Genomic DNA, 24,333 nt, shown 5'->3' on the forward strand with positions numbered 1-24,333 from the left:
ATGGAACGGCAGCGGAGCCTGGAGGAGAGCGCGGTGATCGACGCGCCTCCGGCGACCGTCTACGGGCTCGTGTCGGAGCTGCGGAACATGGGGCGCTGGAGTCCGGAGTGCCGTTCCGTATGGGTGCCGTCGCGGACCTCGGCACGGGCCGGGGCGCGGTTCCTGGGGTTCAACCGGCGGGGGCCGTTCGTCTGGTTCACGGTGGGCCGGGTGGTCGAGGCGCGGCAGGACCGCGCGTTCGTCTTCGACGTCGGGGTCTTCGGGCTGCCGATCGCCCGCTGGGGCTACCGCTTCGAACCGGAGGGGACGGGCACCCGCGTCACGGAGTTCTGGCAGGACCTGCGGTCCGGCGGACCCCGGGGCCGGGTCGCCGATCTCCTCGGCACGGTCTTCGCCGGCACCGACCCGGCCCGCCGGATCGCTCTCAACCGGTCCGGGATGCGCGCCACGCTGGCCGCGATCGCCGGGACCGCGACCCTGACCCGACCGGGGGCCTGAGGGGCGGACGACGGCCCCGCTCCGGCCGGGCCGGGTAGCCCCGGGGCCGGTCGCCCGCGCCCCGGGGCCAACCGGCCCGCGCGCCCGTCCGGCCTCCGCCCGCCGTCGTTCGGCCGTCTACTGCCAGTCGTCCCACGGCGGGGCGATCTCGTCCTCGTCGAACGGGGGCTCCTCGTCCGGGTCGAAGGCGGGCCTGTCGCCCTGCGGCGCCGGGCGGCCGGCCCGGGTGCCGGCGGCCGCGGCCGCCGGGGCCCTGGCGGCGACCGGAGCCGGCACCGCCGCGGACGGCACGGCGGCGGACGGGCCGGGCTCGGCGCCGGTGTGCTCGGCGAGCGCTTCGAGGACACCCTGGCCGTACTTGGTCAGCTTGGCCTCGCCGACGCCGCCGACGCCGGCCAGCTCCTCGATGGTGCCGGGCAGCAGGGTCGCGATCTCCCGCAGGGTCGCGTCGTGGAAGACGACGTACGCCGGGACGCCCTGCTCGCGGGCGGCGGCGGCGCGCCAGGCGCGGAGCGCCTCGAAGACCGGCACGGCGGTGGCCGGCAGGTCGACCGGGACGCGGGCGCCCTTCGCGGAGCGGGACCCCGATTCCTTGCGGGACGGGGTGGCCGGGGCCTTCTCCTTGCGCATGGCGACGGTGCGACGGCCGCCGAGGACCTCGCCGCTGCCGTCGGTGAGGACGAGCGTCCCGTAGTCGCCCTCCACCGCGAGCAGCCCCTGGGCCAGGAGCTGGCGCACGACGCCCCGCCACTCCGCCGTGCTCAGATCGGCACCGATGCCGAACACGGTCAGCGTGTCGTGGTCGAACTGGATGACCTTGGCCGTCTTCTTGCCCTGCAGGATGTCGATGATCTGACCGGCGCCGAACTTCTGGCGCCGTTCCTTGGCCAGCCGCCACACGGTGGACAGCAGCTTCTGCGCGGCGACCGTGCCGTCCCAGGACTCGGCCGGGGTGAGACAGGTGTCGCAGTTGCCGCAGGGCTCGCCCTGCTGCCCGAAGTAGGCGAGGAGCCGGACGCGGCGGCAGTCGACGGTCTCGCAGAGCGCGAGCATGGCGTCCAGGTGCGCGGCCAGGGAGCGGCGGTGGGCCTCGTCGCCCTCGGACCCGTCGATGAGCTTGCGCTGCTGCACGACGTCCTGCAGTCCGTACGCGAGCCACGCCGTCGCCGGCGCCCCGTCGCGTCCGGCGCGGCCGGTCTCCTGGTAGTAGCCCTCGACGGACTTCGGCAGGTCCAGGTGGGCCACGAAGCGCACGTCGGGCTTGTCGATGCCCATGCCGAAGGCGATCGTGGCGACCACCACGACGCCGTCCTCGCGCAGGAAGCGCGACTGGTTGGCGGCCCTCGTGGCGGCGTCCATGCCCGCGTGGTAGGGCACGGCGTCGATGCCGTTCTCCACGAGGAAGGCGGCGGTCTTCTCCACCGAGGCGCGGGACAGGCAGTAGACGACGCCGGCGTCGCCGTCGTGCTCGGCGCGGATGAGCTCCAGGACCTGCTTGGTCGCGTTGTTCTTCGGGGCGATGCGGTACTGGATGTTCGGCCGGTCGAAGCTGGCGACGAAGTGCCGGGCCTCCTGGAGTCCGAGCCGTCCGGCGATCTCGGCGTGGGTGGCCTCGGTGGCCGTGGCCGTCAGCGCGATCCGGGGGACCTTGGGCCAGCGCTCCTGGAGCATCGACAGGGCGAGGTAGTCGGGCCGGAAGTCGTGGCCCCACTGGGCGACGCAGTGGGCCTCGTCGATCGCGAAGAGGGAGATCTTCCCCCGGTCGAGCAGTCGCTGCATGCCCTCGGTGCGCAGCCGCTCGGGCGCCAGGTAGAGGATGTCGAGCTCGTCGGCGAGGAAGGCCCGCTCGACCTCCTGCCGCTGGTACCCGTCCTGCGTCGAGTTGAGGAAGCCGGCCCGGACCCCGAGCGCGGTGAGCGCGTCCACCTGGTCCTGCATCAGCGCGATCAGCGGTGAGATCACCACGCCCGTGCCTTCTCGGACGAGCGCCGGGATCTGGTAGCAGAGCGACTTGCCGCCGCCGGTCGGCATCAGCACGAGGGCGTCGCCGCCTGCGACGACCTGCTCGATGATCTCTTCCTGCTCGCCGCGGAAGGAGCCGTAACCGAAGACGCGGTGCAGTACCCGCAGGGCGTCGGAGGTCTCGGTGGAAGCGTCGGTGAGGGCCATTCGAAAAGCCTAGCCGCCCGGACGGACACCCTTGGCCGGGCCGCCGCAACCTGTGGACAACTCCGGAGGCGAGGAGTCCGGAACGACGCCCCCACGCGGACCGGTAACAGCGTTACCGCAACACTGGTAACAGCGTTACCCATCGAATACGGTGTTGCTCATGAGCACGCCGTATCAGGATGCCCAGCGCGCCGGCCAGGACGCCGTGCGCACCACGATCCTCGACCGCTCCATCGATCTGCTCGTCTCGGAAGGGCCCGCCGCGCTGACGATGCGCCGGATCGCCGCCGACATCGGCTCGTCGACCAAGGTCCTCTACACGATGTTCGGCGGGAAGGAGGGGCTGATCGACGCCCTCTACCGCGAGGGCTTCGCCCGCCTGCGCCGCGCGCAGGAGGCGGTGCCCCGCGCCGACGACCCGCTGAGCCACCTCACCCGGCTCGGGCAGGCCTACCGGGCGCACGCCCTGGCCGAGCCCGCCTACTACCGGGTGATGTTCGAGCAGCCGGTCCCCGGCTTCCGGCCGAGCCCGGACGCGCTCGCCGTCGCCGAGGGCGCCTTCGAGACCTCCGCCGCCGCCGTCGGCGCCTGCATGGAGGCCGGAGTCTTCCGGCCGGGCGACGCGCACGAGCTCTCGAAGCTGCTCTGGGCGGCCTCGCACGGCGCGGTGAGCCTGGAGATCGGCGGCCACTTCGCCCCGGAGGAGGCCGGCCCCCGCTACGACGCCCTGATGGCGGCGGTGGGCCGGGCCTTCCTCGCCACGCCCCCGGGAGCGGCGGGCACGGAAGCCGCACCCCCGGCCGCACCCCCGCCCGCCTCCCCGGCCGGCCCCCTCCCCCGTACCGCCACCACCACCGAGGGCGAAGGACGACCCGCGTGACCATCGAGCGACGTCGTCGCAACCGCTACCTCTCCGGGCGCTTCGCCCCCGTCACCGAGGAGGTCACCGCCCACGACCTGCCCGTCACCGGACGGATCCCGGCCCACCTCGACGGCCGGTACTTACGGAACGGCCCGAACCCGCTGGGCGTCGAGGACCCCGCCGCTCACGTGTGGACCCTCGGCGCGGGCATGGTGCACGGCGTGCGGATCAGGGGCGGGCGCGCGGAGTGGTACCGCAACCGCTGGGTCCGGTCGGGTCCCGTCGCCGACCTGCTCGGCGAGCGCCGGCGGGGCACCCCGGTCGACGAGCGCCTGGACGTCTCACCGAACGTGCAGGTCGCGGGCCTGGCCGGGCGCACCTTCGCGCTCCTCGAAGGCGGCATCCCTCCGTACGAACTCGACTACGAACTGGAGACGGTGGGCCCCTGCGCGCTGGGGGCGACCCCGCAGGGGTACAGCGCGAACGCCCACTCCCTCTACGACCCGCACACCGGCGAACTGCACGCGCTCGCCTTCCGCTACGGCTCCGACGACGTCCAGCACATCGTCATGGACCCCACGGGCGCGGTGCGGCGCACGACGACCGTACGGGTGCCCGGCAACCCGTACATGCACGACTTCGCCCTCACCGAGCACCACGTCCTCCTCTACGACTCCCCCGTGGTCTTCAGCCCGGCCCACCTGGCGACCGGGGTCCCGTTCACTTGGGACGAGCGGCGCGGGGCACGGGTGGGCGTCATGCCGCGCGAGGGCGGGCCGGTGCGCTGGTTCGCCCTCGCCCCGGGACTGGTGGGGCACACGCTCAACGCGTACGAGCGGGCCGGCGCCGCCGGTCCGGAGATCGTCGTGGACGTCGTCCGGCACGGGGAGGGCTTCGACATCCGGGACGTGGGGTCGAGCCGGCCCACGCTGGACCGCTGGACGCTCGACCTCACTGGCGGGCGGGTGCGGGAGGACCGCCTCGACGACCGGGTCCAGGAGTTCCCGCGCGTCGACTCCCGTCGTACGGGACGCCCGTACCGCTTCGGCTACACCGCCGCCGTCGAGCTGTACGCGGCGCCCGCCGGACCGGACGACGACCGGCCCGAGGAGGGCTTCAGCAACGCCCTGCTCAAGCACGACCTGGTCGCCGGGACGACGCAGGCGCACGAGTTCGGGCGGGACGGGACCGTCGGGGAGGGCGTCTTCGTCCCGGCGGAGTCCCCGTCGGCGGAGGACGACGGCTACGTCATGGCGTACGTCTACTCCCCCGAACGGGGCGCGAGCGACCTGGTGATCCTGTCCGCCCAGGACTTCACGGGAGAGCCGCTGGCCCGGATCCACCTGCCGGTCCGCGTCCCGCTCGGTCTGCACGGCAACTGGGTCCCGGGCGACGAGTCGACGGCCGCCGTTCCCACCGGCTGAGGCGACCGCGCCCCGTTCAGGACGTGCCGTCCAGGTAGACGTCCGCCATCGCCTCCACGGCGTCCGGGCGGTGGACGCCCATCGCCTCCACCGCCTCGCGCCAGTCGCCCTCGCGCAGGGCGCGCGCCAGCAGCGGCCGGGCCCGGTCCGGCTCCAGGACCCTCGCGAGCGCGATCCGGACCCGGGTCCCGCCGCCGGGAAACGAGACGCCCTCGGCCAGGGCCTCGGCCGCCGCGACCTCACCGGCCGCCGCCAGGGCGCCCACGACCGGCCCGACCAGCCCCTCCCACTCCTGCGGTCCCACGCCCGCGGCCGCCGCGACCCGTACGAACTCCCGCACGCCCTCGACGTCACCGGCTCCCGCCGCGCCGGCCGCGAGGGACGCCATCGTGCGCCGCGTCCCGCTCCGCGACCGCATCGTGCCCGCGAGCCGGTCGAGCTCCGCCCAGGCCCGGCGGGCCGCGGCGTCGCGCAGGCGCGCGATCGTCGCGACGTCCCCCGCGTACGGGTGGAGCAGCGGACCCGCGATCGCCTCGGCCCGGGCAGGGGCGCCCGCCTCGACGAGCGCCTCCGCCAGCCGCAGCTGCGCCTCGTCCAGGGCGTTCGACGCCGGCACCCCGGCGACGACGGCCTCCGCCCGGTCGGCGAGCCGCTCGACGCACACCCGGCCCTCGGGCCCGTCCGCCGCCCTCGCCACGAGATCCGCCCAGCCACCGACCTGGGCGACGGGGTCGGCCACCGTGACCAGCAGCTCCTCGGCCCCGGCCAGGTCGAGCGCGACGGCCAGCCGGGCCACCAGGTACGGCGCCCTCTCCGGGTCCACCCGCGCGGAGCGCGCCGCGGCGAGGGCCGCCGCCGCGAACACCTCGACGTGACCGGGACGCCGGGCGGTCCCGGCCGCCCGGGCGAGGGCGGTGAACACCGTGGCCCGCGCGTCCGGCCGCACCCCTCGCAGCGCACGGACCACGGCCGCGTGCTCACCCGCCCGGTAGAGCGCCTCGACCACCTCGGCCAGCACCTCACCCCGTGGGCGTTCCTCGGCGAGCCGGACGGCCACGGGACCCGTCCGCGCCGTCACGAGACGGACGCGGGGGCGGGGGCCGGAGACGGGCATGCGGAGGCCGGAGCCGGAGACGGCCCCGCGAGCACCGCCGGGGTCGTTGCCCGGGGCAGCACCGGGGCCGGCATCGGGGGCGGCGCCCGCATCGCCGTCGCCCAGGGCAGCGCCCGGGCCCGCAACGGAGGCGGCACCCGCATCGCCGTTGCCCGGGGAAGCGCCCGGGCCCGCAACGGGGTTGGCGCCCGCGTCGCGGTTGCCCAGGGAAGCGCCCGGACCCACAACGCGGCCAGCGCCCACGTCACCCAGGGAAGCGCCCGGACCCACAACGAGACCAGCACCCACATCCCCGTCGCCCAAGGCAGCACCCGAGCCCGCAACGAGGGCGGCACCCGCATCGCCGTGGGAGGCTGCGCCAAGGTCGGCCCGGACGGCGGCCCCTCGGCCCGCGCCGGGTCCGGCCGTGAGCCCTCGGAGCAGCGCGGCCAGCGAGCGGCCCTCCTCCTCCGCGTCCCGGGCCGATCTCGCGTCCCGCTCCGCCTCGGCCGCGAGCTCCGTCGCGCCGGGCTCGCCCGCCTCGGCCGCCGCGAGCGCCAGTTCGGCCAGCGCCTCCGCGCGGAGCTGCGGGGAGCGCAGCGTGCGGGCGGTCTGCGCGGCCCGGTCGTGCAGGCCGTGCTCGCGCAGGGCGTGCGCCAGGGCGCGCACGGCGAGGTCCCGTAGGCCGGCGCTGCCCCCGTGCTCGGTGTCCCCGCCGTGCTCGACGAGCGCTTCCGCCCACGCGAGGTCCCCGCGTCCGACCGCCACCTGGATCAGGCCCCGCGTCGTCGCCTGCGCGTTGTACCCGGAGAGCCTGCGCAGCAGGGCCTCGGCTCGGGCGGGCTCGCCGGCGTGGGCGAGTGCCTCCGTCAGGACGCTCAGGGCGTGGGCCGCCCGGTACGGGCCCTTCAGCGTGCGGGCCAGCGCCTCGGCGCGGTCGGCGAGGCGGCGCACTTCCTCGGGGCCGGCCGCCGGGGCGGCGTTCCGTACCAGCGAGGTCCATGCCCGTACGCGGCTCTGGGCGTCCGGCTCCGCGTCGGCCAGCGCGCGGGCGCGGGCCCAGAGGCGGGCGGCGGGGGCGGGCGGCGCGGCCGTTCCGGTCGGCCCGGGGCCTGTCCGCGCCGCGAGCGCGGCCAGTCGCTCCAGTCCGTGCAGGCGCAGCATCGGCTCGGTCAGCCCATCTACGAGGGCCTCCGCCCGGGCGTGGCAGCCGGCCTCGGCGAGGTGGAGCGCCACGGTCTTGAGGATCCGTTGCGTGACGAACCCGTCGCCCGCCGCGGCGGCCGTCGCCTCGGCCGCCGCGTACCGCCCCGCCCTCGCCTGCGCCCGGGCCGCGGATTCGTGGGCGAAGGCCCGGGCCCGTGTGGTGAGGGACGCGGCGAGCCGTTCCGTGTCCGCGACGCGCCCCTGGTCCGCCCAGACCTCCGCCACCCGCTGCCACGCCGCCTCGCGGTGCTCGGGCGGCGCGTGGTCCTCGATCAGGTCCCGCAGCGGCGCGTCCCGTCCGGTGCGGGCGAGGGCCTCCGCCATGCCCAGGAGCGCCGCGTAGGGCCCGCCGGTCTCGGAGAGGGTGTCCGCCACCTCCTTCGCGCGGTCCACGAGCCCGGCCCCGGCGAGCACCGTGGCGAGCCGGATCAGCGCCTTGTCGCGCAGATGCGCGTTCTCGACGCCGCGGACCGTGCGGCGGACGCGCTCCGCGAGCCGGACGGCCGCCTCGTCCTGGCCCGCGTCGGCCGCCCGCGCCACCAGGTCGGTCAGCGCTCCGGCCCGCGCACCGGCCTCCGGGACCGAGCCCGCCAGGGCCCGCGCCCGGGAGAAGTCGCCGAGCACCGCCCACACGGCCGGCAGCGCCGACGGGAGCGCCAGGTTCCGTGTCGAGAGCAGCCCGTGGTGGACGGCCAGTACGCCGAGGACGCGCAGGTCGGGCGGCTCCTGGGCGAGCACCGCGTCCTGGGCGGCGCCGATCTCGGCGAGCGCCGCCGCGTCCCCGCCGGTCCGGGCCAGCAGCCGGGCGTGGCGGGCGCGGTCCGTCGCGCAGGCGACCAGCTCGGGCACCCGGCCGGCGTCGGCGAGCATCGACGCGTACCCCCGCAGCAGGTAGTCGGGGGTGTCCACCGGCCAGCCCCGCCCCCGGTACGCGTCCGCCCAGGCGCGGAGCCGCTCCCGGTGGGCGTCGAGTCCCTTGGCGAGGAACCGTACCGCCGCGGCCTGGAGTTCCTCGTGCGCCAGGAGGTACGCGCCGGGGGCGCCGCGCCGGGTGAAGGTCCGGGCCGTCGCCGCCCCCAGGTGCTCGTCGACCCGCCACCGGTCGAGGCCCGTGAGCTCCGCGAGGTCCGCGGCCCGGAGCCCGCCGCCGGAGGCGGTGACGAGCCCGAGCAGGTCCCGCTCCTCCGGGGAGCCGTGCAGCAGCCGCTTGAGTTCCGCTTCGGCGTCCCGGCGTACCACCTGGGCGTGCGGTGACGCGCCGAGGACGCGGACGACGGCGTCGGTCCGCAGCGGGTGGGCGTCGGGCACGTCGGCGGGCAGCGGCGGGTCCGGCCGGCCGGCGACGACGACCCGCAGCCCGTGCGGCGGGTGGACCGGCAGCAGGGCGGCGACGCTGTGCACGTCGGGCCCGGCGACCGCGCCGCGGTCCTCGTCGAGGCCGTCGACGAGGAGGACGAGCCGTTCGCCGCGGGCCCGGCACAGGGCGGCGGCGTCCGTGAGGAGGCCGGCGAGGTGCGGGCCGCGGGTGGCCTCGGAGAGGTGGGCCGGAAGGGGCCGGTCGAGCAGGTCGGCCAGTTGCTCCAGGACGACGTCGGTGAATCCGGTCCGGTCGCCGTGGCCCGCGAAGCGGCCGGTGACGAAGAAGGACACCACGCGGACGCCGGGCGGCGGGTGCAGGGCGAACCAGGCCATCAGCGCGGACTTGCCCGCCCAGGCGGGCGCCCGCCACCACAGATAGCCGCCGTCGCCGGGGGCGGCGCAGAACGCCGCGAGCGCGGCGAGCTCCGGCCGCCGGTCGAGGAGTGCGGGCGGGGCGATGGCCCGTACCTGGTGCGCGTAGGCGGAGCGGGCGGTGGGCGGGGGTGTGAGGAAGACGTTCGTCTGGACGCCGCCGTCACCGATCTGCACGCCGCGCGCGTGCGTGGCGTCGACCCGGACCTCGGACGCCGGCCGGTGGATCCGGACGGGGCCGCCGCCCGCGCCGCCACCGGGCGGGCCGGAGCCGGCCGGGTCCGCTCCCGTGTCCTCGGCGGTCAAGAGAAGTGGTTCGTCTGGGTGTTGTGATCGCCGATCTGCACGCCCCTGGCCTGCTCGGCGTCGACCGTGTGACCGGTCCGCGGCGCCCCGGCCGCCCCGGCCCGTTCCAGGAGGAGCCGGGCGGCGGCGAGGACCCGTTCGTCGCGGTCGGCGCCGGTCTCCATGAGGCGTCCGCGCATCCGCGCCTCCCAGAGTCCCGGCTCGACCTCCTCGGCCTCCAGCGGCTCCGGTGTCCCTCCGTCGGGCCCGTCCGGGGCGGCGCGGCGCCGCAGCGCGTCCCTGAGGCCCGCGTACGCGTCGCGGACGGCGGACCCGGCGGACTCCGACACCCCCGCCGCCGCGCCGGTCGCCAACGCCGCGAGGATCAACTCGACACCTGTCATGCTCCCGCACCCCTCCGGGTGGGCCCCGGCGGCCGCTCCCGCAGGGCCCAACGACACGGCCCCGCCCCGGGGCACGGCGGGCGGCCGTCGGCGGGAGGCAACTTCGCGGGCACCTTCGGCGTCCTTCCCCACAGCAGGAGCACCACGCAGGGCCCAGGACAGCGGGCGCACCCCCCGTAGGGACAGGACACACGATGAGCGACAAGGCCCGGATCCTCTTCGACGCGCTCGATCTCGACCAGGACGGCACCCTGACGCGGGTCGAGGTCATCGGCGCGCTGCGCGCCAAGGGCCCGACGCTCGCCGCCCAGGGAGTGATCCCGGTCTGGGGTGTGGGGGACGACGAGGCCGCGTCGGCGCTGTTCGACCAGGCCGACCAGAACGGCGACCGGGTGCTCAGCTTCGAGGAGTTCGCGGCCCTGGTCGACCGCCGCTTCGGCTGGTGAGGTTCCTCAGGGGGTGGTCCGTACGGGGAAGCTGAAGGTGCGGCCCTGCTGCTTGAGCCACGGCAGGACCTGGTCCAGGGCCGCGACCGTCTGAGCGCGGTCGCCGCCGCCGTCGTGGAAGAGGATCGTCGGGCCGTTGGACAGCTCGTTCTTGACGGTGCGGACGATCGAGGCGGTGCCGGGCCGCTCGAAGTCCTTCGTGTCGACGTTCCAGCCGAGCGGGCGCATGCCGGCCGCGGCGGCGATCCTGCGGCTGTCGGGGGTGAAGGCGCCGCCCGGTGCCCGGTAGTACTCGACCTTCGCGCCGCCGGCCGCGTCCTCGATCATCTTCTTCGCGTCCAGGATCTGGCGCTTCTGGTAGGCGACGGACTTCTTGTCCATGGAGGTGTCGTGGTCCATGGTGTGGTCGCAGAGCTTGTGGCCCTCGGCGACGATCCGTCGAACGAGCCGGGGGTGTTCCTGGGCCCGCGGTCCGACCATGCAGAACACGGCCTTGACGTCGTTCTCCTTGAGGATGTCCAGCATCTTCGGCGTCCATCGCGGGTCGGGACCGTCGTCTATCGTGATGTTGACGGCCTTGCCGCCCGCCTCCGCGGCGTGCGCGATCCCCTCGGGCACCTTCTCCGGGTGCACCTGCGCCGGACCCTTGCCCGTCTCCCCCTCCCGCCCCGCGGGCGCGCTCGCGCCCGGTGCGGCGCCCGCGCCGGCGGCCGCCTCGGGGTCCGTCAGCGCGGCGGCACCCCAGGCCGCCAGGCTGAGCCCGATCGCCGACGCCACCACGGCTATGTGCGTGGTGTACTTGCGCTTCTCTCCCATGGAATGCCCACTCCCCGTAGGTTCCTGACCGTATCCCAGAAGGGAGGACGGACGAGACCGCCGGAAGGTTTCACGCATATCGGACGCGAATGTCACATCTTCGTCATCACGCCCGGTGGGCCCCCGCCGACGAGGCCGGTGCCGTCGGCGTGGTATGCGGGCGCGGACATCTCGGCAGCTCCGGCCGGTCCTTGGTGCGGACGGCGGGCAGCCAGGCCGTCGTGGAGGCACCCGCGACCGGGAGGCGGATCCGGAACCAGACCGTGGACGTCAGGTCCTCCTCGTCGATCACGGGCAGCCCGTCCGGCAGCCGGCACTCCGCTTCCAGGACGTCGCCGTGCCACACCCTCGTCGGCACCACGTTCTGCGCCGTGTAGGGGCGCAGCGGGTCGATCGCCAGGCCGAGACTGCACTGACGCTCGCGGTCCTTGCGGCCCTGACAGCCACGCTCGGCGTTGAACACCCGTATCGGAGAGGGGCCTTCGACACCCGGCCCGCCCGATCCACCGCCCTCACGCCCGGTGTACGCCCAGAGCGCGGCGCCCACCGCCGCGCACACGCCGACGGCGAGCAGCGCGCCGACCACCCGGGACCGGCCGCGCCCGCCCCAGGTGCGCCGCCCGCGCGGGGCGGGGCGGCCGGCGATCCGGTCCAGGAGGCTCTCGGCCGTGTGGGCGGCGCGCGCCTCGTGGCTGGGGGCGAGGCAGTCGGCGGCGAGCTCGCGCCAGAACGCGGGGACGGCGTTGTCCATCCGCAACGGGGCGCGCCCTTCCGCGTACTCGCGCACGGCGGCGGTCCGCGCGGCCGGGGTCGCGCCGGGGAAGGGCGAGGCGCCGGAGGCGAACACCTCGTGGATGACGATGCCGAGCGCCCACACGTCGGCGCTGGGCCGCACCCGCACGCCCCGCTCGCCGAGCGGTTCCCGTCCGCGCTCGGGCGGGAGGTAGTCCAGGGTGCCCATCGGGGGCGTGTAGCCGTGGGTGCCGGTCAGTTCGATGGCGAAGCCGAAGTCCGAGAGCTTCACCGAGCCGTCCCCGGCGATGAGGATGTTCTCGGGCTTGAGGTCGGTGTGCACCCAGCCCGCGCGGTGCAGATGGGCCAGGCCCTCGCAGATCCCGGTGATCAGCCGGGCCCCCTCCGCCTCGCCCACCCCGGCGTCGAGGAGTTCCCGCAGACTGCACCGGGCCCGCTCCATGACCAGGACGATCGCTCCGTCCAGGGCCGGGTCCTCGCACGCGCCGAGGACGACGGAGTCCAGCAGCCGCACCAGACGGGGGTGGGCCGCCCTGCGGCCGAGCTCGACCTCGCGCGCGGCGGCCTCGGCCACGTCGCGGGCCTGGCGCGGGGCCAGCCCGGCGGTGGGCATGATCTTGAGCGCGACCTCCTCGGGCGCCCCGCCGCCGGGGTCGGCCGGCCGGGCCGCGTACACGGTCGCCCAGCCGCCGGAGCCGATCGGCTCGGTGACGACCCAGTCGCCCACCCGGCAGCCCTCGGGCAGCGGCTCCGGCCGCCCGCTCCCCCACGAGACGGACCGCTGGTCCACCCGCACCACGCCCCTACCGTCCCCGCTCGGCTGGTTCGGCGCCCGGCGGCAACAGCGCGAGGTGCTCCTCGCGGACGATGCCGAACTTCAGGGCGAGGCCGACCACCGCCTCGCGCTTGCCGTTCCTGCGGTCCGTGCGACCGGTGTCCGCCGCCCCGGGGACGCCGATCCGCAACTTCTCGTCGGCGAGGTAGTCGATGTGCGAGCTGACCGCGCGGGCCGTCAGCCGCACGCAGGCGGCGTGGCCGCGGAGCCGCTCGACGACCTGCGGGGTGGTGGGCACCGCCACCGGCGAGCGGTCGCGCAGCCACGGTTCGCAGAGGGCGACGAGCACGAGGAAGTACGTGGCGGTCTCGTCCAGGGAGTACGCGGTGAGGGTGCGGCTCTCACCGAGGCCGCCCATGCCGCGCGGGTCCAGGTAGATGTGGTCCGGCGCGAACACCTGGAAGAAGACGGTGGTGTCGCGGCGGGTGGGCAGCACCACCCGGGAGAACTCGAACGGGATCGGCGCGCCCGCGCGGCGCGGCGGGACGCGCAGGTACTCGCCCGCGCCCTCCGGGTTCTCCACGAGATAGCTGTGGGTGGTGCTGTGGTTGCTGAGCTGCCAGTGGTCGTCGGTCGCCCGGATCTCACCGGCCAGCCGGGAGATCGCCGCGTCGGCGAGACGGAGCTCCACGGGCATGCTGGAGGAGCCCCGCCCGAACCGGGCCCGCTGCCCGGGCCCGAGCCTCAGCGTGACCGCGTCGCCGCAGGCCTCCCCGTCCACGCCCCCGCCACTGCCTTGCGGCAGGTGGATGACAATCCCGCTCACCGCTCCCCCGTCCCGCGTGCCGACCACTGCCCGACACACCGAACGTTACCGGTTGCAACCGGTGATGCACCGAGTGGCATCGGCCACTTCGGCGGGCCTCCACACGGTCCACACGTGCGGGTTCTCCCCGCTCGTCCGGTTCGTGACGGAGTGTCAGGGAGCGGGTGCGCCCGACCGGAGCGTTGCGACCGCGCGGTCGCCGAAGGCGGTCCACGGCTGCCAGCCTCCGCTGGGCCGTGCCTGGACGCGGGTGCGGATCCTTCCGTCGGTGGTGACCGCGAAGAGGTGGACGCGGCCGGTGGCGTCGGCGGCGGCGGACGGGGTGGCGGCGAGCACGACCCCCGGCTCGCCGAACTCCTCGGCGGTGGCCCACGGGCCGCCGGAGGAGGTCTGCCAGCGGTGGTCGAGGCGGGCGCCGCCGGGGGCCAGCGCGAACGCCTCCAGCCGGCCGTCGGCGCCGGGGACGAGCAGCGGGGCCGCGGCCGACCAGCCGAACAGCGGCTGCCAGGCGTCCCAGCCGCCGCTGGGGACGGACTGGCGCCGGTGGAAGGAGCCCACGCCGGACGGGGCGAGGGCGGCGACGGTCAGCCGGCCGCTGCCGTCCCGGGCCACCCGCGGCGCGTTGCCCGCGGCGGTGCCGAAGGCGCTCCAGGCGGACCAGCCGCCGCCGGGCGCCAGCTGCCACCGGTGGCTGAGCGCGGCGCCGCCGGGGGCGAGGAGGAACACCTCAAGGCGCCCGTCCGCGTTGGCGGCGACGACCGGCGGGGCGCCCGCGGGCCCGCCGAATCCCGCGTCCCACGGGTCCCAGCCGGCCGAGCCGGGCGTCGTCTGCCCGCGGCGTGCGACGACGGCGCCGTCGGGGCTCAGGGCGAAGACCTCCAGCCTGCCGTCGGCGTCGCGGGCGACGGCGGGGGCCGCCGCGGCCGGGCCGCCGAACTCCTCCCAGTCGGACCAGCTGCCGTCGGTCCGCTGCGCCCGGTGGTGCAGGTTGACGCCGCCGGGGGCGAGCGAGAAGACCTCCAGGCGTCCGTCGGCGTCCCGCCCGAGGGTGGGGACCGCCCCGGCGGGGCCGCCGAACTCCTCCCAGTCGGACCAGGTGTCGTCGGCCGGGTCGAGCTGGACGCGCCGCAGCATCGAGCGGTCGCCCGCGGCGAGGGCGAAGACGTTCAGCCGCCCGTCGACGTCGAGGGAGACGGCCGGGTTGTCCGGGCTCTGCCAGGAGGGCGGGGTGGTCCGCCACCGGAGGGGCGCCAGGTAGAGGCCGTCGCCGAACCAGCCGGCCGCGCTCGCGTAGCGCTCGGTCCCGTCGGTGACGACCTCGACCGCGTGGCCGGGGACGTGGCCGGCGTAGCCGTCGAGGGTGAAGCGGAAGGGGTCCGGGGAGGCGAGGACGTCGGTGCCCTCGTAGCCGGTCCGGGGGCCGATGAACAGGTAGTACCAGCCGTCCTGTTCGAGCACGAAGGGCGACTCGGTGACCGAGACGCCGGTGGACTCGGTGGTCTCGTCGGCGTACGTGACGGCGGGCCCGCTCCAGTGGACGAGGTCGTCGGAGCTGCGGTGGCACACGAGGTGCCGCCCGTCGGTGGCGGACACCTCGGTGTAGTACATGACCCATCGGCCGCCGATCCGCGCCACCATCGGGTCGCGGGCGGCGCGCCCCCGGAAGAGGGGGCCGGTGGGCAGGCGGGTCCAGGTGGACAGGTCGGTGGAGGTGGCGAGGTTGATCGCGGCCCCGTCCACGCCGCCGGCGGCGTAGAACATCCAGTAGGTGCCGCCCGACTCGATGACGTGCGGTGCCCAGAGGTGTTCCTCGCCGTGGTAGCCGGGGTCGAGGGTCAGGGCGTCGGCGTGGCCGGTCCAGGGGCCGTACGGGCCGGGGGCGGAGGCGTGGGCGAAGGCGGTCTCCGCCGCGCTGTCCGGGGCGTGGCCGGGTGCCGCGCTGTCGCCGACGATGCCGAACACGTGCCAGCGGCCGTCGGCCCCGATCAGGGTGTGGTCGTTGAGGTAGCGGCGCCGCCCGGGGACCGAGGGGTCGTAGACGTGGGTGAAGGGGCCGGCGCCGATCCACCGGTGGGGCGGGATCGTTCCCGCGGCGGCCCCGGTGGGGGCGAGGCCGGGGAGGGCGAGGGCGCCGGCGGCGGCGGTCGCGCGCAGCAGCCCGCGTCTGCTGATGGGGTGCATGGCTCTTCTCCTGATCGGCGGGACCCCGTGTGGGGTCCCGCGGCCGGCCGGGCCGCTCAGGGCGGGCCCGGCCGGTCGCGGGGGGGGCGGGTCAGTTGACGGCGGGGCCGGGCCCGTTGTTGAGCCAGGCCCAGTCGGACCACGTCGCGAAGCCGGTCTGCCACTTGTGGTAGACGCCGGCCTGGCTGGTGCCGAACACCTCGATGCGTCCGTCGGCGTTGGTCGCGGCGGTGACCTCGGTGCCGCCGCCGCCGTAGTTCTCCCACTGGCCGTAGGGGGCGTTGACCCCGTTCTGCCAGAGGTGCTGGGCGACGCTCCCGTTCATGGCGAAGATCTCGACCCGGCCGTCCGGCGAGCGTTCGCTGGTGAGCTGGGAGTCGGCGGGGCCGCCCGTCGGCTCCCAGTCGGACCAGCTGGTCGGACTGGTCATGTACTTGTGGAAGACGCCGACCGGGCCGGAGGCGAAGACCTCGATCCGCCCGTCCTGGTTGTGGTCGACGGTCAGGTCGCGCCCGCCGCCGCCGAAGTTCTCCCAGGCCGACCAGCCGCCGTTGACGGCGGTCTGGTACTGGTGCTGGAAGGTGTTCCCGTTGAGGGCGAAGACCTCCAGGCGTCCGTCGGGGGACTTCTCCACCTCGATGCGTCCGTCGGCCGGGCCGCCGCCGGTGGCCTCCCACTCGGACCAGCCGCCGTTGACGGCGGTCTGGTACTTGTGGAAGATCCCGACCGGGCCGGAGGCGAAGACCTCGATGCGCCCGTCGGCGTTCACGCCGGCCGCGATGTCGCGCCCGCCGCCGCCGAAGGGCTCCCAGCCCGACCAGGCGCCCGAGGGGGCGAGCTGGTAGCGGTGCATGAAGGTGTTCCCGTTGATCGCGAACATCTCCAGGCGCCCGTCCGCGTTCGGCGCGATCGCCAGTTCTGCGCCGCCCGGGCCGCCCAGGGCCTCCCAGTCGGACCAGGCGCCGTTGACGCCCACCTGCCAGGCGTGGTGGACGCCGTCGGCGCCCGCCGCGAACGCCTCCAGGCGTCCGTCGGCCGAGCGGGCCGAGACCACCCGGCCGGACTCCGCCGGGTACACCACCGGGGCGGGCCCGGGGCCGGGGTGGCCGAGGCGGTCCACCGCGGCGCGTGCCTCGTCCAGGTGCCGCCGGTGGACGCCGGCGTTGTACGTGGACCAGGGCTGCCAGTTGGTGCCGCCGTTGGAGATGGTGAACGCCGCGTTCGCGTTGCACTGGGCGGCGTAGGCGCAGGCGTCGTCGACCTCGGGGTGCCAGTAGTCGTTGATCTGCCACAGGCCGCGGTCGCGGGACGGCGGCGTGTTGTTGGTGACGTTGGTCGCCGACGGGTCGCAGCTGGACTCCGCGAGGGCGACGGCCACGGCGGTGACCAGGCCGTCGCCGCGGAATCCGGCGTTGTAGCCGACCTGGGCGCACAGGTCGCTCGAAGCGGCCTGCGCCGGCGAGGCGACGCCGGTCAGGATGCCCGCCGCCAGGAGCAGCGAGGCGAACGCCGACAGGACGGCGCGCTGGGGCGCTCTTCGGGAGCGCTGTCCGGTTCTCACCTGCTGTCTCCTCAGCTGACCGCGGGGCCGGGGCCGTTGTTGACCCAGGCCCAGTCGGACCACGTCGTGTACCCGGTCTGCCACTTGTGGTAGACGCCGGCCTGGCTGGTGCCGAACACCTCGATGCGTCCGTCGGCGTTGCTGGTGGCGGTGACCTCGGTCCCGCCGCCGCCGAAGTTCTCCCACTGGCCGTAGGGGGCGTTGACCCCGTTCTGCCACAGGTGCTGGGCGACGCTTCCGTTCATGGCGAAGACCTCGACCCGGCCGTCGGCGGTGCGCTCGCTGGTGAGCTGCGCGTCGGCGGGGCCGCCGGTGGCCTCCCAGCCGGACCAGGTGGTGGGGCCGGTCTGGTACTTGTGGAAGACGCCGACCGGGCCGGAGGCGAAGACCTCGATCCGACCGTCCTGGTTGTGGTCGACGGTCAGGTCGCGCCCACCGCCGCCGAAGTTCTCCCAGGCCGACCAGCCGCCGTTGACGGAGGTCTGGAACAGGTGCTGGAAGGTGTTCCCGTTGAGGGCGAAGACCTCCAGGCGCCCGTCCGGGGCCTTCTCCATGTCCACCCGGGCGTCGGCGGGGCCGCCGCCGGCGGACTCCCATTCGGACCAGCCTGCGTTGGGCGCGGTCTGGTACTTGTGGAAGATCCCGACCGGGCCGGAGGCGAAGACCTCGATCCGTCCGTCGTCGTTGACGCCGGCGGCGATGTCGCGCCCGCCGCCGCCGAAGGGCTCCCAGCCGGACCAGGTGCCCGAGGGGGCGAGCTGGTAGCGGTGCATGAAGGTGTTCCCGTTGATCGCGAACATCTCCAGGCGCCCGTCCGCGTTCGGCGCGATGGCGAGCTCCGCGTTGCCGGGGCCGCCCAGCGGCTCCCAAGCGGACCACTCGGCGTTCGCCGCGAGCTGCCAGGCGTGGTGGACGCCGTCGGCGCCGGCCGCGAACACTTCCAGGCGTCCGTCGGCCGAGCGGGCCGAGACCACCCGGCCGGACTCCACCGGGTACATCAGGGGCCTGGGCTGCGGGATGCCGCCGGGGACGCACGGCAGGGTCACGCCGTGCTCGGCGAGGTACACCTCGGGGTCGATGCCGTACGAGGTGGAGCTGTCGCCCCAGATCCGCAGGTGCAGGTGGGGGCCGGTGGAGTTGCCCTCCTTGCCCATCAGGGCGATCCGCTGGCCTGCCGTGACGTGTTCGCCGACGGCCACGAACCGCTGGTACATGTGCCCGTACTCGGAGATCCGCCCGTCGGGGTGCAGGATGCGGATCCACTGGCCGTAGCCGTCGGCGTATCCGGAGTGCGTCACCTCGCCGTCGCCGATGGCGTAGATCGGGGTACCGATGTCGTTGCCGATGTCCACGCCGTTGTGGCCGGAGTGGTACCCCTGGGTGACCGGGCCCTCGGCCGGGCAGGCCCCGGTGGAGGCGGCGGTCCGGGCGGCGGCCGGTGCGGCGGGCTGGGCCGCGGCCGACGGGGTCACGAGGAGTCCGGGCGCGAGGGCCGCGGTCGCCGCGAGCAGGACGCGCAGGGCGCGCCGGGGAAGACGGAGCAGCACGAGAGGGCTCCCGTCAGGCCTTGCGCAGGCGCGCGACGATGCCGTCGATGTCGCGCTGCATCATGTCGCGGCGGATGAAGTGACCGCCGGGCAGCTCGTACGACTCGTGCGGGATCCGCGCGTTGTCGAGGGCGGCGCGGAACTCGCGCTGGCCGGCGAGGACCTGGGTCTCGTTGACGGTGTCGAACCAGCTGACCGGGTTGGGGCTGGTGCCGGCGACGAGGAAGACCCGCTTGTTGCGGTAGCTCTCGATGCGCTGCACCGGGTTGTCGGCGTTCACCCGGGCCTCGTCCCAGAACGGGGCGCCGTAGATGGTGCCGCCGCCGAGGTCGAGGGCCGCGGAGGAGGCGTTGGCCCAGTGGGCCACGAGGCCGCCGTCCCGGCGCAGGCTGGCCGGGCCGGAGTGGGCGCTGACGGAGGCGAAGTGGCCGTAGTACTTGGCGGCGTACTTCAGCGCGCCGAAGCCGCCCATGGAGAAGCCGGCGACCGCGCGGCCGTCGTACTCGGCGAAGGTGCGGAAGTTGGCCTCGACCCAGGGCAGCAGCTGGTTGATGTGGAAGTGCTCCCAGTTGCGCGGGCCGACGTTGGAGCTGACCGGGTTGGAGTACCAGCCGGCGTGCCCGCCGTCGGGCATGACCACGATGAGCCGCCGGCCGGCCGTCCACGCGCGGACGCCCTCGCGGTCGAAGGTGATGAAGTCCTGGTCCGTGCCGCCGCCGTGGAAGAGGTACAGGACGGGGTAGGTGCGTCCGCTGGTGTGGTAGTCGTCCGGGAGCAGGACGTTGACCCCGGGGTTCCAGCCGATCGCGTCGGTCGCGAAGCGGTAGTACCACATCCGGTAGTCGCTCTCGTTGCGGTCCACGATCCGCAGTCCGAAGCCGTCGCCGGCCGCGGCGGCCGAGGAGGCCGAGCCGAGGACGCCCCCGGCGCCGAGGGCCAGGGCGGCGGAGACTCCGCCGGCGGACTTGAGGATGCTCCTGCGAGTGGGGTGGTGCGCGGTCAACGTGACCTCCTGGTAGACGCGACGGTACCCAGCGCTGGGCGTTTGGAAGGTAGCGGCGCGTCCGCCGGCGATGAATCCGGAACCTTACGGACTGACAGCCGCGGCCGCTTGGGCTAGGGGTCGGTCCGGCACGCGTCGCCGGACGGGTCCCGGAGGTCCCCGGCGTCCCGCCGTCTCAGAGGTGGTCGGGCCCCAGGAGCCTGCGCAGCGCCTCGTGACCGCGCCGGTCGTGGGGGTCGCGCAGGTCGAGGAAGACGGTGTGCAGGGCGCCGTCGTGGGTGTACACGTCGAGGTGGCCGCTGCCGTAGGAGGGGCGGCGTCCGGTCGCCCATTCGGCGGACTCGATGTCGGCCGGGTCGAAGCTCCGGCCGCCGAGCGTGATCCCTTCGCCGGGCAGGAGGTGGCCGGGGTCGAGGTCGTGGAGGAGCGTGCGGGCCTGGGCGGCGGTCGTCGCGTCCCCGTCCGTGAGGGCCCGCAGGTAGACCTCGCGGCCTTCGGCGAGGCGGCCGGGGGCGACCTCGACGAGGCGCCGGTGCGCCCGGTGGGCGGTGTCGCCGAGGAACGGGGGTTCCATGGCGCGCAGGTAGAGGCCGCATGCCTCGTCGGTGTCGCCTTCCTCGGCGGCCAGGTTGGCGAGGTTGAGCAGGGCCTTGCGGGCGTGTTCGGGATGCCCGCTGTCGACGGCGCGCCGGTAGAGCGCGCGGGCGTGCGCCGGTTCGCCGTGGCGCTGCTCGAAGATCGCGTAGTTGAACAGGGACTGGGGCGCGTGGTCGCGATGACCGGTGGCGACGGCCCGCTCGAAGGCGGCGCGGGCCTGCGCGGTGCGGCCGGCCTGGGCTTCCAGGACGGCCAGGTTCGCCAGGGCCATGGGCCCGATGTCGGGGTGTCCGCTGTCGGCCGCGCGGTCGAACGCCGCCCGGGCGGCGTCCACCCGCCCCTCGGCCCGGTCGCGCACCCCTTCCTCGAAGGCCCCCCGCGCGGCCTGCTCCGTGGCATCCACCGTCTCTCCTCCCTCGCGCCGGACGTGCGGCCGTCCTGACCCGGTCCTGGGCGTCCGACCGTCCTGACCCTGTGCCGAGCATCCGGCCGTCCTGCCCCCTGTCCTGAGCCTCCGGCCGTCCTGACCCTGCGCCGGAGGTCCGGCCGTCCCTCACACGGACCGTCCGCCGGACCGCCAGACCGTCACGCCGTCGGACCGCCGCACCGCCAGACCCCCAGCCCCCGGACCGCCAGCCCGCCAGACCGCCGGACCGTCACCGGACGTACGAGGCGATCCGCCGCGCGCACTCCAGCGACTCGGTGTGCGTGGTGTCCACCTCCAGGTCGTAGGCGACGCCTTCGTGCACCTGCCCCGCCTGGAGGGCGGCCATGCCCGGGATCCGGTCACCCCGGGCGATCTCGCGGCCCGCCGCGACCTCGCCGTCGCAGCGGACGCCGACCCACAACACGGTGATCCCGTCGAGGTGTTCGCGCCAGCGCCGCTGGGACCCGGCGCCGCCGAGGAAGACCTCGTCGACGATGATCCTGGCCCCGGCGCGGGCCATGACGGCGATCCCCTGCGTCCAGGCCGCCTCCAGTCGGCGGAACTCCGCCCCGACGCTCACGCCGCCGTCCGGGCCGATCTCCAGGCCCTCGTCGGACGCCTGCATGCGGGCGGGCAGCGCGTCGACGAAGGAGTCGACGCCGAACGCGAGCCAGGTGTCCGGGAGCACCGACTGGAGGCAGCGCACGATGCCGGACTTCCCCGCGCTGGAGCCGCCGTTGAGGATGATCATCTGTGTGGTCACCGCGCCACGGTAGGCCCCGTCCGCACGCGCCGGGAAACGGATTTCGGCGCGCCGGGGCTCAGTTCCCGCCGAGCGTCCGCACATACGGCTCGACGCCGGGGCGGTGGGCCGGCCAGCCCGGGTAGCCCGTGGCGGTGAACGCGGCCAGTGCCCCGCTGAACGAGCGGGCCAGCTCCCGGTCCCCGGCGTCGACCGGGCCGAGCATCGGCGCCGTCGCGTACGCGTCGAGGCGGTCGAAGGCGAAGGGGAGGTCGGCGCAGTGCGGTGCGCCGAGTCCCGGCACGGCCGTCGAGACGCGGCCGAAGCGGTAGACGTGGGCCGGGGTGCCGTGGGCGGCGCACTCCCGCGCGAGGGTGTCGACGCCCTCCCCGAAGGCCGCGCGGGTGACGGCCGCGACCAGGTCGGCCGGGGCGTCGGGCCCGAGGAAGGCGGTGGCCTCGTGGGTGGTGCTGCCGACGAGGACGCCCTTGCCCGCGAGCCCTCCGCCCGCGAGCCCTCCGCCGGCGAGGGCCGTGGGCCGGTCGGCCCGGTGGCCGAAGCCGCCGAGGACGGGGTACATCGGCGGGGCGGCGTCGCCCGGACGGGCCAGTTCGGCCGCGACCCGCCCGTAGGCGTCGAGGAGGTCGGCGACGGGGACGTCCCGCAGGGACTTGGCGAGGTGCTCGTCGCGCTCGATGCCGAGCAGGGCGAGGAAGCGGTCCGCCGCGTGGGCGGCGACCTCGGGCGCCTGCGGGCGGAGGCTCCAGGGGCCGCTCTGCAGGACCACCCGGTGGACGAGCGGGCCGGTCGCCGGGTCGAGCGCGAGGGCGAGGGCGGAGTACGCGCCGGCGGACTGGCCGCCGACGGTGATCCGGTCCGGGTCGCCCCCGAAGGCGCCGATGGTGTCCCGTACCCAGTGCAGGACCGCGGCCTGGTCGCGGACGCCGAGGTTGTCCGCGCCCGCCTCGGGGAGGTGGAGGTAACCCAGCGGCCCGATCCGGTAGTTGGCGGTGACCACGACGATGTCCCCGGCGGCTGCCAGGCGGGCGCCGTCGTACCAGTCCCAGCCGCCGGAGCCGGAGGCGAAGCCGCCGCCGTGGAACCAGAGCAGGACCGGGCGCGGCCGGTCGGTGCCGACGGCTCCGGCCGGGGTCCAGACGTTGAGGTTGAGGCAGCCCTCCTCGTCCCCGTCGGGCGTCCGCGCGCCCATGACCGCCGCGAGCCGTCCGGGCCCCTGGGGCACGGAGGGTCCGGGCCGCGTCGCGTCCCGGATGCCCGGCCAGCCGGGGTGCGCGGCGGGCGGCCGGAAGCGCAGCCGTCCCACCGGTGGGGCTGCGTAGGGGATGCCGCGGAAGGCGGTCACCCCGCCGTCCGTCGTGCCCCGCAGGCTCCCCTGGCGGATCGCCAGGACCGTCGTGTTCCCGTTCGTGTCTTCCCTCGTCACCCGCCCAGTGTGCTACCTCTCGGACTTCGGCGCGGGACCCAGGACCCGGTCCAGGTAGGCGTTGGCGAAGACTCCCGTCGGGTCGACCTCGTCCCGTACGGCGGTGAAGGCGTCGAAGCGCTCGTAGCGGGTGCGCAGCGTGGCGGCGTCCAGCTGGTGCATCTTGCCCCAGTGGGGGCGGCCGCCGAACGAGCCGAGGATGTCCTCGCAGGCCCTGAAGTACCGCTCGTGGGGCATGCGGTGGTACTGGTGGAAGGCGATGTAGCAGCTCTCGCGGCCGTACGCGGTGGAGAGCCAGATGTCGTCGGGCGCGGCGAAGCGGACCTCCAGCGGGAACGACACGGGCTCGCCGCTCCGGTCGACCCAGCGCTTGATCTCGCGCAGCGCGTCGACGGCGGCCTCCCGGGGGACGGCGAACTCGCCCTCGTGGAACCGTACGTCGCGGACCGAGGCGAAGACCTTGTACGACAGGTCGGTCCACTCGCGGGCGGACATGGCCCGGGCGGCGAACCGGGTGATGGGCGGGACGAGCGCCGGGACGCGGGTGCCGAGCCGGTTGAGCAGGTCGAAGCCGGTGCCGCTGACGGTCTCGTCGAGGCGCCGGGAGAACTCCCCGATCGGGGTCAGCGGGGTGTCGCCGGGCAGCCGGCGGAAGCTGCGGGTCAGCGTGGTGCCGCTGTGCGGGAACCAGAAGAACTCGAAGTGGTCGTTGGTGTCGGCCAGTTCGTGGACGCGGGACAGGGTCTCCGCGACCGGCCTGGTCTCGTCCCGGGCGTGCAGCGCGAAGAGCGGGACGCACTGGAGGGTCACCCGGGTCAGGATGCCGAGGGCGCCGAGGCCGACCCGGGCGGCGGCGAAGAGCTCGGGCCGCTCCTCGGCCGAGCAGCTGACGAGGGTGCCGTCGGCGAGGACCAGCTCCAGCGCGCGCACCTGGGTCGCGATGCCCCCGAAACGGGTGCCGCTGCCGTGGGTGCCGGTGGAGATGGCGCCCGAGATGGTCTGGCGGTCGATGTCGCCGAGGATCTCCAGGGCGAGTCCGTGCTCGGCGAGCAGCGGGTTGAGGCGCCACAGCGGCATGCCGGCACCCACGGTGACCAGGCCCGTCGTGCGGTCCACCGACTCCAGCGCGGCGAGCCCGTCCAGGCGCAGCTGGACGTCCGGGGCGACGGCGACGGGGCTGAAGGAGTGGCCCGCCCCGACGGCCTTCACCCGGCTCCCGCCGCGTGCGGCGGCGGCCACCGCGGCCGCCACCTCGCCGGCGTCGGCAGGGCGCACCACCCGTACCGGGGTGGCGTGTTCGCTGCCCGACCAGTTGCTCCACGTGCCCGCCACGTTCGTCATGCCCGGGGTCCTCTCGCAGGGATCGGCGGTCCGCGCCGTACCGGGCGCGGTCGACGGAAGACTGAACTCGGTCAAGCGTCCAAGTCAAGCGTCCTGAAGCATTGACTTGGACGGGTGACCGAGAGAAGGTGGCGCCCCAGCAGGACCGAAGACGCCCGTCCTCAGACAGGGGGAGCTGCCTTGCCGGCCACCACCGCCATCC

17 protein-coding genes and 1 pseudogene are annotated in these 24,333 nt (G+C 75.3%); 4 read left to right on the forward strand and 14 right to left on the reverse strand.

Going from position 1 to position 24,333, the window contains the following annotated elements:
- A complete protein-coding gene (locus AB0Q96_RS21285; RefSeq protein ID WP_365327627.1) occupies positions 1 to 498 on the forward strand; it encodes an SRPBCC family protein in 498 nt (165 codons plus the stop codon).
- A gap of 117 nt (positions 499 to 615) precedes the next feature.
- Here AB0Q96_RS21285 and recQ read toward each other — a convergent pair whose 3' ends face one another.
- A complete protein-coding gene (gene recQ, locus AB0Q96_RS21290) occupies positions 616 to 2,667 on the reverse strand; it encodes a DNA helicase RecQ (protein WP_365327629.1) in 2,052 nt (683 codons plus the stop codon).
- A 160-nt stretch (positions 2,668 to 2,827) separates the two neighbouring features.
- On the opposite strand from recQ, the gene AB0Q96_RS21295 reads away from it, so the two are divergent.
- The gene (locus AB0Q96_RS21295; protein ID WP_365327631.1) at positions 2,828 to 3,547 is read left to right on the forward strand and encodes a TetR/AcrR family transcriptional regulator; all 720 of its coding nucleotides are present in this window, start codon (positions 2,828 to 2,830) and stop codon (positions 3,545 to 3,547) included.
- The gene (locus AB0Q96_RS21300; protein ID WP_365327633.1) at positions 3,544 to 4,953 is read left to right on the forward strand and encodes a carotenoid oxygenase family protein; all 1,410 of its coding nucleotides are present in this window, start codon (positions 3,544 to 3,546) and stop codon (positions 4,951 to 4,953) included. The genes AB0Q96_RS21295 and AB0Q96_RS21300 overlap by 4 nt, the downstream gene beginning before the upstream one ends.
- A 16-nt stretch (positions 4,954 to 4,969) precedes the next feature.
- On the opposite strand, the gene AB0Q96_RS21305 is transcribed toward AB0Q96_RS21300, so the two are convergent.
- Both AB0Q96_RS21305 and AB0Q96_RS21310 read right to left on the reverse strand, forming a co-directional pair.
- Positions 4,970 to 9,289, reverse strand: coding sequence for a hypothetical protein (locus tag AB0Q96_RS21305; protein WP_365327635.1), 4,320 nt, complete (start codon positions 9,287 to 9,289; stop codon positions 4,970 to 4,972).
- The gene (locus AB0Q96_RS21310) at positions 9,286 to 9,672 is read right to left on the reverse strand and encodes a hypothetical protein (RefSeq protein ID WP_365327636.1); all 387 of its coding nucleotides are present in this window, start codon (positions 9,670 to 9,672) and stop codon (positions 9,286 to 9,288) included. The genes AB0Q96_RS21305 and AB0Q96_RS21310 overlap by 4 nt, the downstream gene beginning before the upstream one ends.
- A gap of 188 nt (positions 9,673 to 9,860) precedes the next feature.
- On the opposite strand from AB0Q96_RS21310, the pseudogene AB0Q96_RS21315 reads away from it, so the two are divergent.
- A pseudogene (locus AB0Q96_RS21315) lies at positions 9,861 to 10,118 on the forward strand (EF-hand domain-containing protein); the annotation flags it as partial.
- A 6-nt stretch (positions 10,119 to 10,124) separates the two neighbouring features.
- On the opposite strand, the gene AB0Q96_RS21320 reads toward AB0Q96_RS21315, so the two are convergent.
- The 11 genes from AB0Q96_RS21320 to AB0Q96_RS21370 all read right to left on the reverse strand — a co-directional run bounded on the left by AB0Q96_RS21320 (position 10,125) and on the right by AB0Q96_RS21370 (position 24,131).
- Positions 10,125 to 10,934 (reverse strand): polysaccharide deacetylase family protein, encoded by an 810-nt coding sequence (locus tag AB0Q96_RS21320; RefSeq protein WP_365327638.1) that lies wholly within the window; start codon positions 10,932 to 10,934, stop codon positions 10,125 to 10,127.
- A gap of 106 nt (positions 10,935 to 11,040) precedes the next feature.
- A complete protein-coding gene (locus AB0Q96_RS21325; RefSeq protein ID WP_365327709.1) occupies positions 11,041 to 12,483 on the reverse strand; it encodes a serine/threonine-protein kinase in 1,443 nt (480 codons plus the stop codon).
- Positions 12,484 to 12,490: 7 nt separating this feature from the next.
- Positions 12,491 to 13,288 carry a serine/threonine protein kinase gene (locus AB0Q96_RS21330; protein WP_365327640.1) on the reverse strand — a complete coding sequence of 266 codons (798 nt, stop codon included), beginning with the start codon at positions 13,286 to 13,288 and terminating at the stop codon, positions 12,491 to 12,493.
- 153 nt (positions 13,289 to 13,441) lie between these two features.
- Positions 13,442 to 15,469 (reverse strand): family 43 glycosylhydrolase, encoded by a 2,028-nt coding sequence (locus AB0Q96_RS21335; RefSeq protein WP_365327642.1) that lies wholly within the window; start codon positions 15,467 to 15,469, stop codon positions 13,442 to 13,444.
- A 91-nt stretch (positions 15,470 to 15,560) separates the two neighbouring features.
- A complete protein-coding gene (locus AB0Q96_RS21340; protein WP_365327644.1) occupies positions 15,561 to 17,030 on the reverse strand; it encodes a hypothetical protein in 1,470 nt (489 codons plus the stop codon).
- Between the two features lie 11 nt (positions 17,031 to 17,041).
- The gene (locus tag AB0Q96_RS21345; protein ID WP_365327646.1) at positions 17,042 to 18,577 is read right to left on the reverse strand and encodes a peptidoglycan DD-metalloendopeptidase family protein; all 1,536 of its coding nucleotides are present in this window, start codon (positions 18,575 to 18,577) and stop codon (positions 17,042 to 17,044) included.
- Between the two features lie 13 nt (positions 18,578 to 18,590).
- Entirely contained in the window at positions 18,591 to 19,580 is a 990-nt protein-coding gene (locus AB0Q96_RS21350) for an esterase family protein (RefSeq protein WP_365327648.1), read from the reverse strand.
- 175 nt (positions 19,581 to 19,755) lie between these two features.
- Positions 19,756 to 20,580, reverse strand: a complete 825-nt coding sequence (locus AB0Q96_RS21355; protein WP_365327650.1) for a tetratricopeptide repeat protein — start codon at positions 20,578 to 20,580, stop codon at positions 19,756 to 19,758.
- A gap of 253 nt (positions 20,581 to 20,833) precedes the next feature.
- The gene (gene cpt / locus AB0Q96_RS21360; protein ID WP_365327711.1) at positions 20,834 to 21,355 is read right to left on the reverse strand and encodes a chloramphenicol phosphotransferase CPT; all 522 of its coding nucleotides are present in this window, start codon (positions 21,353 to 21,355) and stop codon (positions 20,834 to 20,836) included.
- A 70-nt stretch (positions 21,356 to 21,425) separates the two neighbouring features.
- Complete coding sequence (locus AB0Q96_RS21365; protein ID WP_365327651.1) at positions 21,426 to 22,790, reverse strand: carboxylesterase family protein; 1,365 nt, start codon at positions 22,788 to 22,790, stop codon at positions 21,426 to 21,428.
- A gap of 12 nt (positions 22,791 to 22,802) precedes the next feature.
- Positions 22,803 to 24,131, reverse strand: a complete 1,329-nt coding sequence (locus tag AB0Q96_RS21370) for a D-arabinono-1,4-lactone oxidase (protein ID WP_365327653.1) — start codon at positions 24,129 to 24,131, stop codon at positions 22,803 to 22,805.
- Positions 24,132 to 24,333: the final 202 nt, after the last annotated feature.

Origin of the sequence: Streptomyces sp. NPDC093111, from assembly GCF_040683955.1 — a bacterium.
Lineage (GTDB): Bacteria > Actinomycetota > Actinomycetes > Streptomycetales > Streptomycetaceae > Streptomyces.

Coding starts and splice junctions, on each gene's coding strand:
- AB0Q96_RS21285 (WP_365327627.1), top strand. CDS start 1: ATGGAACGGCAGCGGAGCCTGGAGGAGAGCGCGGTGATCGACGCGCCT.
- recQ (WP_365327629.1), bottom strand. CDS start 2,667: ATGGCCCTCACCGACGCTTCCACCGAGACCTCCGACGCCCTGCGGGTA.
- AB0Q96_RS21295 (WP_365327631.1), top strand. CDS start 2,828: ATGAGCACGCCGTATCAGGATGCCCAGCGCGCCGGCCAGGACGCCGTG.
- AB0Q96_RS21310 (WP_365327636.1), bottom strand. CDS start 9,672: ATGACAGGTGTCGAGTTGATCCTCGCGGCGTTGGCGACCGGCGCGGCG.
- AB0Q96_RS21320 (WP_365327638.1), bottom strand. CDS start 10,934: ATGGGAGAGAAGCGCAAGTACACCACGCACATAGCCGTGGTGGCGTCG.
- AB0Q96_RS21335 (WP_365327642.1), bottom strand. CDS start 15,469: ATGCACCCCATCAGCAGACGCGGGCTGCTGCGCGCGACCGCCGCCGCC.
- cpt (WP_365327711.1), bottom strand. CDS start 21,355: ATGATCATCCTCAACGGCGGCTCCAGCGCGGGGAAGTCCGGCATCGTG.
- AB0Q96_RS21370 (WP_365327653.1), bottom strand. CDS start 24,131: ATGACGAACGTGGCGGGCACGTGGAGCAACTGGTCGGGCAGCGAACAC.